This window comes from Luteimonas sp. KH_071 (assembly GCF_057838005.1).
Genome location: NZ_CM174458.1, coordinates 2,276,210 through 2,291,051, shown reverse-complemented (window position 1 = coordinate 2,291,051; position 14,842 = coordinate 2,276,210). Strand labels below are relative to the sequence as shown.

The 14,842-nt window shown below is 65.8% G+C and carries 12 protein-coding genes; 10 read left to right on the top strand and 2 right to left on the bottom strand.

The genetic code is table 11. The annotated features are described in order from the left end of the window. Positions 1 to 232: 232 nt before the first annotated feature. The 6 genes from rpsA (at position 233) to galU (ending at position 7,472) form a co-directional block, all read left to right on the top strand. Complete coding sequence (gene rpsA, locus AC3IRM_RS10555) at positions 233 to 1,921, top strand: 30S ribosomal protein S1 (RefSeq protein ID WP_489203114.1); 1,689 nt, start codon at positions 233 to 235, stop codon at positions 1,919 to 1,921. Positions 1,922 to 1,984: 63 nt separating this feature from the next. Further along, the gene (locus AC3IRM_RS10550) at positions 1,985 to 2,287 is read left to right on the top strand and encodes an integration host factor subunit beta (protein WP_096009334.1); all 303 of its coding nucleotides are present in this window, start codon (positions 1,985 to 1,987) and stop codon (positions 2,285 to 2,287) included. A 182-nt stretch (positions 2,288 to 2,469) separates the two neighbouring features. Next, entirely contained in the window at positions 2,470 to 3,648 is a 1,179-nt protein-coding gene (gene lapB / locus AC3IRM_RS10545) for a lipopolysaccharide assembly protein LapB (RefSeq protein WP_489203113.1), read from the top strand. Between the two features lie 6 nt (positions 3,649 to 3,654). Next, a complete protein-coding gene (locus AC3IRM_RS10540) occupies positions 3,655 to 4,650 on the top strand; it encodes an MraY family glycosyltransferase (RefSeq protein WP_489203112.1) in 996 nt (331 codons plus the stop codon). A 12-nt stretch (positions 4,651 to 4,662) separates the two neighbouring features. Then, on the top strand, positions 4,663 to 6,573 hold the full coding sequence (locus tag AC3IRM_RS10535) for a polysaccharide biosynthesis protein (RefSeq protein ID WP_489203111.1): 1,911 nt from the start codon (positions 4,663 to 4,665) through the stop codon (positions 6,571 to 6,573). Next, complete coding sequence (galU, locus tag AC3IRM_RS10530; RefSeq protein WP_489203110.1) at positions 6,570 to 7,472, top strand: UTP--glucose-1-phosphate uridylyltransferase GalU; 903 nt, start codon at positions 6,570 to 6,572, stop codon at positions 7,470 to 7,472. The genes AC3IRM_RS10535 and galU overlap by 4 nt, the downstream gene beginning before the upstream one ends. Before the next feature lie 347 nt (positions 7,473 to 7,819). Here the strand turns inward: galU and tsf are convergent, their stop codons facing one another. Then, positions 7,820 to 8,698: a translation elongation factor Ts gene (gene tsf, locus AC3IRM_RS10525; protein ID WP_489203109.1), complete on the bottom strand. Its 879-nt coding sequence runs from the start codon at positions 8,696 to 8,698 to the stop codon at positions 7,820 to 7,822. A 131-nt stretch (positions 8,699 to 8,829) separates the two neighbouring features. Further along, positions 8,830 to 9,648, bottom strand: a complete 819-nt coding sequence (gene rpsB / locus AC3IRM_RS10520) for a 30S ribosomal protein S2 (protein ID WP_489203108.1) — start codon at positions 9,646 to 9,648, stop codon at positions 8,830 to 8,832. Between the two features lie 562 nt (positions 9,649 to 10,210). Here rpsB and map point away from each other — a divergent pair. Genes map through AC3IRM_RS10500 form a run of 4 tightly spaced genes read left to right on the top strand, consistent with a single transcriptional unit; the run spans position 10,211 to position 14,834 of the window. Next, positions 10,211 to 10,993 (top strand): type I methionyl aminopeptidase, encoded by a 783-nt coding sequence (gene map / locus AC3IRM_RS10515; RefSeq protein ID WP_310234694.1) that lies wholly within the window; start codon positions 10,211 to 10,213, stop codon positions 10,991 to 10,993. Between the two features lies 1 nt (position 10,994). Continuing rightward, on the top strand, positions 10,995 to 13,607 hold the full coding sequence (glnD, locus tag AC3IRM_RS10510; RefSeq protein WP_489203107.1) for a [protein-PII] uridylyltransferase: 2,613 nt from the start codon (positions 10,995 to 10,997) through the stop codon (positions 13,605 to 13,607). A gap of 28 nt (positions 13,608 to 13,635) precedes the next feature. Then, on the top strand, positions 13,636 to 14,469 hold the full coding sequence (gene dapD / locus AC3IRM_RS10505; protein WP_489203106.1) for a 2,3,4,5-tetrahydropyridine-2,6-dicarboxylate N-succinyltransferase: 834 nt from the start codon (positions 13,636 to 13,638) through the stop codon (positions 14,467 to 14,469). Positions 14,470 to 14,474: 5 nt separating this feature from the next. Continuing rightward, the gene (locus AC3IRM_RS10500; RefSeq protein WP_489203105.1) at positions 14,475 to 14,834 is read left to right on the top strand and encodes a Spx/MgsR family RNA polymerase-binding regulatory protein; all 360 of its coding nucleotides are present in this window, start codon (positions 14,475 to 14,477) and stop codon (positions 14,832 to 14,834) included. Positions 14,835 to 14,842 lie beyond the last annotated feature (8 nt).

The window sequence follows — 14,842 nt, the reverse complement described above, 5'->3', positions numbered from 1 at the left end:
CGCAAGCCGGGGTGGTCCATTTCGGGCTGCTTCGGCGTTGTTGGAAAGTGTGACGTTCCATCGCTGTACCGCTGCACCCATGTCGCCGTCCGGAGAGCGTTCCGGCCGGCGGTCCGTTCACCTCAACACTCACGGCCCTGCAATCCCGCGACGGCCGACCAACGGGTGGACTGCCGGCATTCCGCGCTGACAAGGCGCCGCCACGCAGTCTGAGTCAACCAGGTATTTACCAATGACCGAATCATTCGCAGAACTGTTCGAAGCCAGCCAGACCAATCTGGCCAAGCTCAAGCCAGGCTCCATCGTCACCGGCATCGTCGTCGACGTGCGCACCGACGTGGTCGTGATCAACGCCGGCCTGAAGTCGGAAGGCATCGTGCCGATCGAGCAGTTCCGTAACGACGCCGGCGAGATCGACATCGCCATCGGCGACTCCGTCAAGGTGGCGCTGGATTCCCTCGAGAACGGCTTCGGCGAGACCGTGCTGTCGCGCGAGAAGGCCAAGCGCTCGATGGTGTGGGACGAACTCGAGGAAGCCCTCGAGAAGAACGAGACCATCACCGGCCGCATCAGCGGCAAGGTCAAGGGCGGCTTCACCGTCGACATCAAGGACGTCCGCGCGTTCCTGCCGGGTTCGCTGGTGGACGTGCGCCCGGTGCGCGACCCGGTGTACCTGGAAGGCAAGGAACTCGAGTTCAAGCTGATCAAGCTGGACCGCAAGCGCAATAACGTCGTCGTCTCGCGCCGCGCGGTTGTCGAGAGCGAGCACTCGGAAGAGCGCGAGCAGCTGATGGAGAAGCTGGTCGAGGGCGCGGTGCTCAAGGGCGTCGTCAAGAACCTGACCGATTACGGCGCGTTCGTTGACCTCGGCGGCATCGACGGCCTGCTGCACATCACCGACATGGCCTGGAAGCGCGTGCGCCATCCGTCCGAAGTCGTGGAAGTGGGCGCCGAGCTCGACGTCCGCGTGCTGAAGTACGACCGCGAGCGCAACCGCGTCAGCCTCGGCCTGAAGCAGCTGGGCGAGGATCCGTGGGACAACATCGCCCGCCGTTACCCGTCCAACACCCGCGTGTTCGGCAAGGTCTCCAACGTCACCGATTACGGCGCGTTCGTCGAGATCGAGCCGGGCGTCGAAGGTCTGGTGCACGTGTCCGAAATGGACTGGACCAACAAGAACGTCAACCCGTCCAAGGTGGTGCAGGTCGGTGACGAACTCGAGGTCATGGTGCTCGACGTCGACGAAGAGCGTCGCCGCATCTCGCTGGGCATCAAGCAGGTCACCTCGAACCCGTGGGAAACCTTCGCGGCCATCCACAAGAAGGGCGACAAGGTCGACGGCCAGATCAAGTCGATCACCGACTTCGGCATCTTCATCGGCCTAGACGGCGGTATCGACGGCCTGATCCACCTGTCGGACATCGCGTGGAACTCCACCGGCGAAGACGTGGCACGCGCGTTCAAGAAGGGCGACACCGTCGAAGCCGTCGTGCTGGCGGTCGATCCGGAGCGCGAGCGCATCTCGCTGGGCGTCAAGCAGCTTGAGCAGGACCCGATGGGTCAGTTCATGGCGACCACACCGCGCGGTTCGAAGGTCACCGGTACCGTCAAGGAAGTCGATGCCAAGGGCGCCGTCGTTGATCTGGGTGAAGGCGTGGAAGGCTATGTACAGGCGCGCGACATCAGCGACCAGCGCATCGACGACGCCAGCCAGCACCTGAAGGTCGGTCAGGAAATCGAGGCCAAGTACTTCGGCGTCGACCGCAAGACCCGCGTCCTGCAGCTGTCGATCAAGGCGAAGGACGAGGCGGAAACCGCCGAGACCCTGGCCGAGTACAACAAGCAGGCATCGGAAGCGTCGAGCGGCACCACCAAGCTGGGCGCGCTGCTGCGCGAGCAGCTGGGCAACAAGGGCGAGTAAGCCCATGCGGCGCCGGCCCGGGCATTCCCCGGGTCGGCGCTGTCGCATCTGCAAGCACGAGACATGACGAAGTCGGAACTCATCGAACTGCTGACCCAGCGCCAGGCGCATCTCAAGGGCGAGGACGTCGACCTTGCGGTCAAGGCCATGCTCGAAATGATGGGCGGTGCCCTGGCGGCCGGCGATCGGATCGAGGTCCGTGGTTTCGGCAGCTTTTCGCTGCATTTCCGTCCGCCGCGCACCGGACGCAACCCGAAGACCGGCGATGCCGTCGCGCTTCCGGGCAAGCATGTGCCGCATTTCAAGCCGGGCAAGGAACTGCGCGATCGCGTCAGCGACGTACAGCCGATGCCGGCCGAAGACTGACCGCCCACCGCGGTCCCATATTCTTTTCCACGCCCGCTGCGGATCGCCGCATGGTTGGCGTGCAGGATCGGCAAGCGGGTAGGATCGTCGACGCACCGTCGGCGGGGCGCGTATCGCGCTTTGATGTCCATCGCCGGCCCGGGTCGCGCGTTCGCGGCCGATCCATCGATGGAGCGTGATCCATGGCGTTTGTGACCGAGTGGTTCTGGTTCTTCCTGCTGCTGCCGATCGCGGCCCTGAGCGGCTGGGTGATCGGTCGCCGCGGCGGCGAGCGCCACAGCGATACCCAGGTCAGCCGCCTGTCGACGACCTATTTCCGCGGCCTGAACTACCTGCTCAACGAGCAGCCCGACAAGGCCATCGAATTGTTCCTGCATATCGCGGAACTCGACAAGGACACCTTCGAAACCCAGGTCGCGCTCGGACATCTGTTCCGTCGCCGCGGCGAAGTGGATCGGGCGATCCGTCTGCATCAGGGACTGGTGCAGCGCCCCGATCTCAACGACCAGCAGAAGGTCCAGGCGCTGCTTGCGCTGGGCGAGGATTACATGAAGTCCGGTCTGCTCGATCGCGCGGAGACGGTGTTCTCCGATCTCGCGCGGATCGACCAGCGTGCGCCGCAGGCGTTGCGCCACCTGATCGGCATCTACCAGTCCGAGCGTGACTGGCAGAAGGCGATCGAGAACGCCACGCGCTACGAGACGGCGACCGGCGAGCCGATGGGCAAGCTGATCGCACAGTTCGAATGCGAACTCGCCGATCGTCTGCGTTCGGCGGGCGATACCGACGGCGCACGCAGCGCGGTGCAGCGGGCCTACGCCGCGGATTCGGGGTCGGTCCGTGCCGGCATTCTGGAAGGGCGCATCGAAATCGACGCCGGCAATGATGCCGCGGCCATTCGCGCATTCGAGCGCGCCGCACGTCATGACACCGACTTCCTGCCCGAGATTCTCGCGCCGTTGCTGGCTGCATATGAGCGGGTCGGTGACGTGCCGGGTGCGCGCAACTTCCTGTCGCAGATGACCGAGCACTACAAGGGCGTCGCGCCGGTGCTGGCGCTGACGCGACTGGTCGAACAGGAGGAGGGCGTGCGCGCGGCACGCACCTATCTCGCGCGGCAGCTCAAGGACCGGCCGTCCGTGCGCGGCGAAGCGGCGTTGATCGATCTGACCCTGGCCGACGGTGTCGATCACGTCGGCACACTGCAGGAACTGCGCCTGATCACCGAGCAGCTGCTGGTGCGCAATCCCAGCTATCGCTGCAAGCAGTGCGGCTTCGGCGCGCGCAGCCACCATTGGCAGTGCCCGAGCTGCAAGGAGTGGGGCACGATCAAGCCGCTGCTCAACTACGCCGTGGTCTGAGTGTCCGTGTCTTCGTTCCCCGTGGCGGCCCTGTGTGCCGCCGCGTTGCTGGTCGCCTGCGCGCTGACCGCGCTTGCGCGTCGTTATGCGCTGTCCCGGCGACTGGTCGACGCGCCGGGCGAGCGGCGGAGTCACACGGTTGCCACGCCTCGCGGTGGGGGCATTGCGATCGTCGCGGTCGTCTTGCCTTCGATGATCTGGCTCGGCTCCGCAGGCGCCGGCATGTCGCCCGTGCTACTGCTCGGCGCCTGTGGCCTGGCGCTGGTGGCGACCATCGGCTGGATCGACGATCACCGGCCGCTGTCGCCCTGGGGCCGCCTGGCCGTGCATGTCCTCGCGGCCGCGCTCCTTGCCGTCGGTGTTGTGTGGGCCGGCCAGCCCCTGTGGTGGGCGATCGTTGTTTCTGCACTTGCGCTGGGCCTGATCAATGTCTGGAACTTCATGGATGGGATCGACGGTCTGGCGTCCACACAGGCGATTCTGGTCGCGTTGGGCTTGTTGCTGCTTGGGCTGACCGGCGGCGGCGCCCTGTTGGCCTGCATCTTCGCCGCAGCCTGCGCTGGCTTTCTGCCGTTCAATTGTCCAAAGGCCCGGATCTTTCTCGGTGACGTCGGCAGCGGTGCGCTGGGTTATCTGGCGGCCTGTCTGATCGCGCTCGCGCCGGCGCCTGATCCCGTGGCGTCGCTGCTGTGGCTGCTTCCGGTCAGCGCCTTCGTGATTGACGCGGCTTTGACATTACTGTCCCGCATGATCCGCGGCGAACGGTGGTGGACGCCGCACGTACAGCATATGTACCAGCGGTGTGTGCAGGCGGGGCACGCCCACGCCGTCGTGACAGGCGCTTATGCCGCCTGGACGCTGTTGTCGATCCTGGTCGCCACCTGGATGGCAGGCGCGCAGCAACCCGTTATCATCGGAGCCTTCGCCACGTGGTATCTCCTCGGTGTCACCATCTGGCTCACATTCCGTATCCGGCATACACGCCGGATGCGCCTGTCGTAGGGAAGCGACTGGATGATTGACCTCAAGACCAGAATCGGTGTTCTGGGGCCACGTGTGGCCGTCGTGCTCCACGATCTGGCGATGGTGTGGCTGTGCTGGATCGGCCTCCACCAGTTCCGTCATTCGGTGATGGAAAGCGCGCCGACGTTTGCGTTCTGGTCGGCCGAAATCGCATTGATCCTGATGGCGCAGGGCCTGATTTTCTGGCGCGTCGGTCTGTATCGCGGTGTCTGGCGGTTCGCCAGCGTGCCCGATCTGATGAACATCGTGAAGGCTTCGGTGCTGGGCCTGCTCTCGATCATGCTGGTGTTGTTCGTCTACAACCGGCTGAATCTGGTTCCCCGAACCGTCCTGATCACCTACCCCTTGCTGCTCGCGGCCTTGCTGGGCATGCCCAGGCTGCTGTATCGCGCTTGGAAGGATCACGGCATGACGCGGACGAGCCACTCCGCAGTCAGGGTGCTGATCCTCGGAGCCGGGCAGGCCGGGGAGACGCTGGTGCGAGATCTGCGCAGGACAGGGGCCTACGATCCCGTCGGCTTCCTCGACGATGCCCCCAAACTGCGTGGCAGCCAGCTGCAGGGCGTTCCGGTGCTGGGCAAGATTCAGGAGCTTGAGAAGCTGGCGCCCGAGACTGCCGCCAAGCTGCTCGTGATCGCCATGCCTTCCGCAGACGCCGTGGCAATGCGCAAGGTGGTCGAGGCCTGTGAGCGGACCGGGCTTCCGTTCCGCACCGTACCCAAGCTCGACGATCTGCTTGAGGGACGCTCGCTGCCGGGCGAGCTCAAAGAGGTCGCGATCGAGGATCTGCTCGGTCGCAAGCCGGTCATGCCCGACTGGAAGGCGATCCGTGCGTGGCTGCGGGGACGCAGTGTGCTGGTGACCGGCGCCGGTGGATCGATCGGATCGGAACTGTGTCGCCAGTGCGCGCGCAATGGCACCGCGCAGATCACCCTGATGGAGATGGATGAGCTGGCGCTGACCCGCATCGAAAGCGAATTGCGCCGTGATTTTCCACGGATCGTACTGGTGCCGGTGCTGGGCGACTGTGGAGACGCAGCCGTGATCGAACATGCAATGCGACTCTCTGCGCCCGATGCCGTGTTCCACGCAGCAGCGTACAAGCAGGTCCCTGTGCTCGAAGCCCAGCTGCGCGAGGGCGTGCGCAACAACGTGCTTGCGACGCGCACCGTCGCCCGTGCGGCGATTGCGCACAAGGTCGGTACGTTCGTACTGATTTCCACCGACAAGGCGGTCGATCCGGTCAACGTGCTCGGCGCGACCAAGCGACTGGCCGAAATGGTCTGCCAGGATCTGGCTGTCGGCGCGGCTACGGACTTCATCACCGTACGCTTCGGCAATGTCCTCGACTCGGCGGGCAGCGTGGTGCCGCTGTTCCGGGAGCAGATCCGTCGCGGCGGGCCGGTGACCGTGACCGATCCCGAGGTCACGCGATACTTCATGACGATCCCCGAGGCCTGCCAGCTGATCATGCAATCGGTGGCGATCGGTTCCGCCCAGGCGGTCTATACGCTCGACATGGGCGAACCCGTCTCGATCCGCCTGCTTGCGGAGCAGATGATCCGGTTGGCGGGCAAGCACCCCGACCAGGACGTCGCGATCGTCTATTCCGGCTTGCGCCCGGGCGAGAAGCTGCACGAGACACTGTTCCATGCGGACGAGCGGTATCGTCCCACCACGCATCCCAAAATCCTGCTCGCGGAAGCGCGGACCGTGCACGCGGAGCGGCTCGCGACGGCTCTGGTCAAGCTGTCGGACGGCGTCGCGCGCTACGACCTGGAGCTGCTCGCCGCTTCGTTGCGCGAAGCGGTGCCCGAATTCGCGCCTTTGCAATCGCGGTCCACACACAACGGGGGTGCGACGATCGTCGCCTTCCCACCACGACACGCGAGACAACCATGACGCAGAGAATCCGGAAGGCCGTTTTTCCCGTTGCAGGGCTCGGTACGCGCTTCCTGCCGGCGACGAAGACGGTGCCGAAGGAAATGCTGCCCATCGTCGATCGTCCCCTGATCCAATACGCGGTGGACGAGGCGATCGAGGCGGGCTGCGATACGCTGGTGTTCGTGACCAACCGCTACAAGCACGCCATCGGCGATTACTTCGACAAGGCCTACGAGCTCGAAGATCGTCTCGAAGCGGCGGGCAAGCACGAACTTCTCGAAAAAGTCCGGCGTCCGCTGCCGGACGGCGTGCAGGCGATTTTCGTGACCCAGCCCGAAGCGCGTGGTCTTGGCCACGCGGTGCTGTGCGCACGTGCCGTGATCGGGGACGAGCCGTTTGCGGTGATGCTGCCCGACGATCTTCTTTGGAACCGCGACGGCGCAGGCGCACTGCGGCAGATGGCGGATGCGCATGAAGCGACCGGCGCGAGCATGATCGCGGTACAGGACGTCGCGCGCGAGCAGACGGCCAGCTACGGCATCGTCGCAACCGACGCGTTCGAGGGCCGCCACGGGCGCATCCATGCCATGGTCGAGAAGCCCAGGCCCGAGGACGCCCCCAGCACGCTGGCAGTGGTGGGCCGCTATGTGCTCGACGGGCGCATCTTCGAGCTGCTCGAGAACACCAAACCGGGGGCGGGCGGCGAGATCCAGTTGACCGACGCGATCGCGGCGCTGCTCGCCGAGCAGCCCGTGCATGCGTACCGGTTCAAGGGTGTCCGCTTCGACTGCGGTACGCATCTCGGACTGATCGAGGCGACGATCCGCTACGCGCTCGACAACGAGAAGCTCAGCGAACCGGCCGCGGTACTGATGCGCAACGCGCTCGAGGAGCTCGGAGTGCGCGAGCTCGAGTGATGTGGGCAGCCGCAAGTTGATCCGAATGCCCGGCTCCGGCCGGGCGTTTTCGTAACGCAGTCCCTCGAAGCGTGGGTGCACACGCACGGCGAGGCGTCTGTTGGCGACGCGAAATGCGTGACCACCGGCAGCGGCACCCGGCGAAACAGGCAGGCCGGAGATGCCAGGGGCGGCAGATGCATGGCATGCGTCTACCGACGGTTGGCCCGAATCGCTTGCCGCCCACGCTGCTATTGGACCGGGGCGACACCGATCCGATCGCACACAAAAAGAAACGCGCCCTTGCGAGCGCGTTCTTCAGTCAGACCACACTGTCGACGCCGCGGCGCCGACGGGTGCGAGGCGAATCAGGCCAGGCCGGCCTGCTTCATCACTTCGGCGGCGTAGTCCTCGACCACCTTCTCGATGCCTTCGCCGACTGCCAGACGCTGGAAGCCGATGACTTCGGCGCCGGCTGCCTTCAGCACGGCTTCGACGGTCTTGTCGGTGTCGAGCACGTAGGGCTGGCCGTACAGCGTGACCTCGTTGACGATCTTGCTCATCTTGCCGCTGATGATCTTCTCGAGGATGTCGGCCGGCTTGCTCTTGTCCTTCTCGGACATCTTGGCCAGCTCGATTTCCTTTTCCTTTTCGACGAAATCGGTCGGGACATCGCTCGCCTTGTTGTAGGGCGGGTTCATCGCCGCGACGTGCATCGCCAGGCCGCGCGCGAGGTCGACATCGCCGCCCTTGAGCTCGACCAGCACGCCGATACGGCCGCCGTGCACATACGCGGCGACGTTGTTCGCGCTCTCGACACGGACCAGGCGACGGATCTGCACGTTCTCGCCGACCTTGGAGATCACCGCGGCGCGGGTTTCCTCGATCGTGTCGCCGGACTCGACCTTCGCAGCCTTCAGCGCGTCGGCATCGGCGGCTCCGGAGGCCAGCGCGGTCTGGGCGACGACGTCGGTGAAGCGCAGGAAGTTGTCATCCTTGGCGACGAAGTCGGTCTCGGAGTTGATCTCGACCAGCACGGCGACGCTGTCGTTCTGCGCGGCAGCAATGCGGCCCTCGGCAGCGATGCGGTCGGCCTTCTTGTCGGCCTTGGCCAGGCCGGACTTGCGCAGCGCCTCGGCGGCGGCGTCGATGTTGCCGCCGGTTTCGCTGAGTGCCTTCTTGCACTCCATCATGCCGGCGCCGGTGCGCTCGCGCAGTTCCTTGACCAGGGATGCGGTGATTTCCATTGGAGACCTCTGAATTCGGGGAATGTCGTGCGGGCCGTGGCCCGCCTCACGGAATCGACGCGATGGCGGGATCACCCGCGCAAGGCGTGATGCGCGGCCGCCCAGCATGGGGCGGCCGCATGTCGCGGCGGTTACTCGGCTGCAGGTGCTGCAGGTGCTGCAGGTGCGGCCGGGGCGGCGTCTTCGGTCTTCTTGCCACGCGGCGCACGGGCCGGCTTCTCGCCACCTTCGACGAACTCCTCCTCACGCACGGTCGCCGCACTCGGCGTCGCAGCCTTGCCTTCGAGCACGGCGTCAGCCGCGGCGTTCGCATACAGCTGCACGGCGCGGATGGCGTCGTCGTTGCCCGGAATCGCGTAGTCGACCAGGGCCGGATCGTAGTTCGTGTCGACCACCGCGATCACCGGGATGCCGAGCTTCTTGGCTTCCTTGATGGCGATGTCTTCATGGCCGATGTCGATGACGAACAGTGCGTCGGGCAGACGGTTCATTTCCTTGATGCCGCCCAGCGAGGCTTCCAGCTTCTCGCGTTCGCGGCGCAGGCCCAGCACTTCGTGCTTGACCAGCTTGTCGAAGGTGCCGTCTGTTTCGGCAGCTTCCAGTTCCTTCAGGCGCGACACCGACTTCTTCACCGTGGCGAAGTTGGTCAGCGTGCCGCCCAGCCAGCGCTGGGTCATGAACGGCATGCCGCAACGCTCGGCTTCTTCCTTGATCGCTTCGCGCGCGCTGCGCTTGGTGCCGATGAACAGGATCATGCCGCGCTTCTGCGCGATACCCGAGATGAAGTTCATCGCGTCGTTGAACAGCGGAACGGTCTTCTCGAGGTTGATGATGTGGATCTTGCCGCGCGCACCGAAGATGTACGGGCCCATCTTCGGGTTCCAGTAACGGGTCTGGTGGCCGAAGTGGACACCGGCTTCGAGCATCTGGCGCATGGTGATCTGGGGCATGGTGGAACTCCTGACAGTGGAACCGGCCGCCACGGAATAGGTTTGGGCGGTTGCGCCGCGCGGGGCGGGGCAGTGGTTCCGGGGTTGGGCCTCCCTGCCGCCTCCGTGACCGAACCTCATTCGAGGCACCCCGGCACGGGACATTGCAGCAGGTGTGTATTTACCGGTGACGCCCGGCATCTGCGGCGGGTCACCCCGCACAGTAGCAGAATTGTAGCAGTCATCGCGGGTGGGTGCGACAGGCCCCAGGTGCCGGGCGCGCATGCGGACGCGGCTCGGACTGTTGCTTTGCGAAACGTGCATGCGGCACGAGGTGGGCGGGTGGCTCCAGCAAGAGGACCGCGTATGTCGGACCGCAGGCCTCGCGTCTACCGCGCCCCATTGATGCGTACATCCGGAAATTCATGCAGTAAATGCGTACGGTGGGCCGGCGCGATGTGAGCCTGCAGACACGGGCGTCATACGGAGCCGTTCCGTTTGATGCGATCGAAGCTCTGCTGGAGATCGCGGATGTTGAGCGCTCAGTCGCCCCTCGTGCGCTCAATTCGGCGATAATGCCGCCATGAGTATCCACACCAAGACGCCCGAAGAAATCGAGAAGATGCGCGTGGCCGGCCGGCTGGCGGCCGAGGTGCTGCAGATCGTCGCCCCGCATGTGAAGCCGGGCGTGACGACCGAGGAACTGGACCGCATCTGCTACGACCACATCATCCGGGTCCAGGGCGCGATTCCGGCCAACGTCGGCTACAAGGGCTATCCCAAGACGACGTGCATCTCGGCCAACAACGTCATCTGCCACGGCATCCCGAATGACGCCAAGGTGCTCAAGGACGGCGACATCATCAATATCGACGTCACCGTCATCAAGGACGGTTGGCATGGTGATACCAGCCGGATGTACTTCGTCGGCACGCCGTCGGTGATGGCGCGGCGTCTGGTCGAGGTGACCCGCGAGGCGATGTGGCGCGGCATCCGTGAGGTGAAGCCGGGCGCGACGCTGGGCGATGTCGGTCACGCGATCCAGAAGTACGCGGAAGGCGAGCGTTTCAGCGTGGTGCGCGAGTACTGCGGCCACGGCATCGGCAAGGTCTACCACGACGAACCGCAGGTGCTGCACTACGGCACGCCGGGCGCCGGCGTGGTGCTCAAGGAAGGCATGACCTTCACGATCGAGCCGATGATCAACGAAGGCACGCGCTTCACCAAGGTGTTGCCCGACGGCTGGACCGTCGTCACCAAGGACCGGAAGCTGTCCGCGCAGTGGGAGCACACGGTCGCGGTCACCGCCGATGGCGTGGACGTGCTGACCCGTATCCCCGGCGACGACAACGACGCGTTTCTCTGACGTGGCCGAGCGCACCGCCCAGGTCCCCGGCGCCGACAGCGACGACACGACTTGGGTGGCGGAGGCGCGTGCAGCGCTCGCCGCGCACGATGCACGTCTTGCGCAGGGCTTCGATTCGGGCCAGCACATCGACCGTCTGCTCGCCGCGCGCGCCAATGCCGTCGACGGATGGGTGCGCAAGGCCTGGGCACGCTCTATTCCCGGCGATGCACCGCTGGCGCTGTTCGCGGTCGGTGGTTATGGGCGCGGCGAACTGTTTCCGCATTCCGACATCGATCTGCTGGTCATCGCCACGCCGCAGGCGCAGACCGAGCACGCCGAAGCGCTGGGCCGCATGCTCGCACTGCTGTGGGACTTCGGCTTGCCGGTCGGTCATGCGGTCCGCAGCTTCGAGGAGTGCACGCGCGCCGCCGACGATGTGACCGTGCTGACCGCGTTGCTGGAAGCGCGCCCACTGCTGGCCAATATCGGCGAGGTGCGTGCGTTGATGGACGCGATCGCCGATACCAGGGTCTGGCCGGCGGACGATTTCTTCCACGCCAAGCGCCGCGAACTCGAGATGCGCCACGCACGTTATGGCGACACGGCCGACAATCTCGAACCCAACATCAAGGACGGCCCCGGCGGCCTGCGCGATGTCCAAAACCTGCGCTGGATGGCGCGGCGTGTGCTGGGCGTCTACGGCACCGAGGAACTGATCGCGCTGGGCCAGCTGGGCGTCGACGAACACGCGACGCTCGAGCGCGAGCGCCGCACGCTGTCGCGGCTGCGTTTCGGCCTGCATCTGGTCGCCGGCAAGGCAGAAGAGCGCCTGCGTTTCGACTACCAGAAAGCCCTGGCCGCGCGCCTGCATCACGTCGAGGCCGCTGACAACCCGCTCGTCGAGAAGATGATGCAGGAGTTCTACCGCAGCGCCTCGGTGGTGCAGCGGATCAGCGAACGCCTGCTGCAGCGTTTCGAGGAGCAGATCGAGGGCGAGGGCACGCTGCAGCCGCTCGATGCCGAATTCGGCAGCCAGCGCGGCTATCTGGTCGCACGCGACGACGTCTGGCCGGGCGGTGACATCGCCCGCGTGTTCGACCTGTTCGCGATGTGGGCCGATCACCAGGAATTGCGCGGCCTGCATTCGCAGACCGCGCGCGCGCTGGCCGAATCGCTGCATGCGCTGCCATCGTGGCGTACCGCCTCTGCCGAACTGCGCGAGCAGTTCCTCGGTCTGCTGCGGGGCCCGATTCCCGTACGCACGCTCGAACGCATGGCGCGGCTGGGCGTGCTGGGCGTGTGGATTCCCGAGTTCGCGAACGTGACCGGGCGCATGCAGTTCGATCTGTTCCACGTCTACACCGTCGACCAGCACACGCTCGCGGTACTGCGCAATATCGCCAGCTTCGCGTCCGAGGCGCCGGACGAGCGCTTCTCCAGCGCGCACGAAGTCTGGCCGCAGCTGCGCAAGCCGGAACTGCTGCTGATCGCAGGACTGTTCCACGACATCGCCAAGGGCCGCGGCGGCGATCATTCCGAGCTGGGCGCGGTGGATGCGCGCGAGTTCTGCGAAGGTCACGGCCTCAGCGAGCCCGATACCGCGCTCGTCGAATGGCTGGTCAAGCGTCATCTGCTGATGTCGACCAGCGCGCAGAAGCTCGACATCTCCGACCCCGCGGTGATCCACAAGTTCGCGACCGAAGTCGCCGACCGTGAGCGCCTCGATTACCTCTACCTGCTGACCTGCGCCGACATCGCGGGTACTTCGCCGAAACTCTGGAATGCATGGAAGGACCGGCTGCTGACCGATCTGCGCAGCGCGACACGGCTTGCGCTTCGGCGCGGGCTGGAGAATCCGGTGGCCGCCGTCGAGCGCATCGCCGAGGCACGTGATCGCGCGCGCGGCCTGCTGTCGGCGCACGGCGTCAACGATACGGAGGCCGATGCCCTGTTCACGCGCATTCCGCAGGAGAGCTTTCTGCGCGGCCGTGCCGACCAGGTGGTCTGGCAGGCGCTGGGCCTGCGCGACACCGTGGACGGCGATGTCGTCGTGCGCGTGCGCAGGCTGGCCGCTGGCGCGCAGGCGCTCGAAGTCTTCGTGCATTCGCCGGATCGCGACGGCCTGTTCTCGGCCATCGTCATCACCCTCGACCGCCTGGGTCTGGTGATCCAGCAGGCACGCGCGCTGGACGGCCCTGCGGGTACGATCTTCGACGTGTTCCAGGTGCTGCCGGCCGATGCGAGACAGAATCTCGAACTCGCCTCGATCGAGCGCACGCTCACCATGGCCCTCACCGGCTCGATGGACCTGCGCCCCGCACGCCGCGCGCAGCCCCGGCACCTGCGGCATTTCCGCGTACCGCCGCGCATCGAATTCAATGCCAGCGCCGATGGCCGGCACACGGTCTTCAGCCTCGTCTGCACCGACCGCCCCGGCCTGCTGGCCGATGTCGCCCACGAGCTGCGCCAGCATGGCGTGCGCGTGCACGACGCGCGCGTTGCGACGTTCGGTGAGCGTGTCGAGGACGTGTTCCGTCTCAGCGACAACGCCGGCCACCTGCTCGATGAAGATGCGCAGGACGCGCTGCGCACGGCGCTGCTCGCCTCGATCGACGGCGACGTGGCACGATAACGCCCCGTTTTCCCCACGAAGTCCCGTCATGACCAGCACCCTGCAGAGCACCATCGAAGACGCGTTCGCGCGTCGCGCCGAACTGACCGCTGCCGAGATCTTTGATGCCGTCAAACCGGCCGTGGAGCAGGCGATGCAGGGGCTGGAGTCGGGTGAGCTGCGCGTCGCACAACCCGATGGCAACGGCGGCTGGCAGGTCAACGAATGGCTGAAGAAGGCGGTGCTGCTGTATTTCCGCACCAACGACATGGCCGTCGTCGATGCGCAGCCGGCGCCGTTCTGGGACAAGGTCGAGCCACGTTTTGCCGGCTATGACGAGGCCAAGTTCAAGGCGGCCGGTGTGCGCGTGGTGCCGGGTGCGGCCGTGCGCCGTGGCACCTATTTCGGCCGCGATGTCGTGCTGATGCCGAGCTTCGTCAACATCGGCGCGTATGTCGGTGAGGGCACGATGGTCGACACCTGGGCGACGGTCGGCTCCTGCGCGCAGATCGGCAAGCACGTGCATCTGTCGGGCGGTGCCGGCATCGGCGGCGTGCTGGAACCGCTGCAGGCCAGCCCGACGATCATCGAAGACCACTGCTTCATCGGCGCGCGTTCGGAAGTCGTCGAGGGCGTCGTCGTCGGCCACCACAGCGTGATCGGCATGGGCGTGTTCCTCGGCCAGTCGACCCGCATCTACAACCGCGCGACCGGCGAAGTCAGCTACGGTTACGTGCCGCCGGGCAGCGTCGTCGTCTCCGGCCAGCTGCCGGCCCAGGATGGATCCCATTCGCTGTACTGCGCGGTGATCGTCAAGCAGGTCGACGAGAAAACCCGCAGCAAGACCAGCGTCAACGATCTGCTGCGTGGCCTGGCGGACTGAGCGCCATGACCACCACCGTCTACGGCCTCAAGAACTGCGATACCTGCAGGAAGGCGACGAAGTGGCTCGACCGCTTCGGCGTCGCGCACGCATTCGTCGATTACCGCGATGCCAAGCCGACGCCCGAAACGCTGGTCGAATGGGCCGGCAAGCTCGGTGGCTTCGAGGCGATGGTCAACAAGTCCTCGACGACCTGGCGTCAGCTGCCGGACAACCGCAAGGCCGCGGCCAGCGATGCCGAGTGGAAGCTGCTGCTGCGCGAGTATCCGCAGCTGATCCGGCGTCCGCTGGTGGTCACCGACGACGGTGAGATCAGCCAGGGCTTTTCCGACAATGGCTTCAAGAAGCGCTTCGGCATCGACTGATGCAGATG

What these genes read in the sequence shown, in the direction of transcription:
- rpsA (WP_489203114.1), top strand. Translation starts at nt 233, where the DNA reads ATGACCGAATCATTCGCAGAACTGTTCGAAGCCAGCCAGACCAATCTG.
- AC3IRM_RS10550 (WP_096009334.1), top strand. Translation starts at nt 1,985, where the DNA reads ATGACGAAGTCGGAACTCATCGAACTGCTGACCCAGCGCCAGGCGCAT.
- lapB (WP_489203113.1), top strand. Translation starts at nt 2,470, where the DNA reads ATGGCGTTTGTGACCGAGTGGTTCTGGTTCTTCCTGCTGCTGCCGATC.
- AC3IRM_RS10535 (WP_489203111.1), top strand. Translation starts at nt 4,663, where the DNA reads ATGATTGACCTCAAGACCAGAATCGGTGTTCTGGGGCCACGTGTGGCC.
- galU (WP_489203110.1), top strand. Translation starts at nt 6,570, where the DNA reads ATGACGCAGAGAATCCGGAAGGCCGTTTTTCCCGTTGCAGGGCTCGGT.
- tsf (WP_489203109.1), bottom strand. Translation starts at nt 8,698, where the DNA reads ATGGAAATCACCGCATCCCTGGTCAAGGAACTGCGCGAGCGCACCGGC.
- rpsB (WP_489203108.1), bottom strand. Translation starts at nt 9,648, where the DNA reads ATGCCCCAGATCACCATGCGCCAGATGCTCGAAGCCGGTGTCCACTTC.
- map (WP_310234694.1), top strand. Translation starts at nt 10,211, where the DNA reads ATGAGTATCCACACCAAGACGCCCGAAGAAATCGAGAAGATGCGCGTG.
- dapD (WP_489203106.1), top strand. Translation starts at nt 13,636, where the DNA reads ATGACCAGCACCCTGCAGAGCACCATCGAAGACGCGTTCGCGCGTCGC.
- AC3IRM_RS10500 (WP_489203105.1), top strand. Translation starts at nt 14,475, where the DNA reads ATGACCACCACCGTCTACGGCCTCAAGAACTGCGATACCTGCAGGAAG.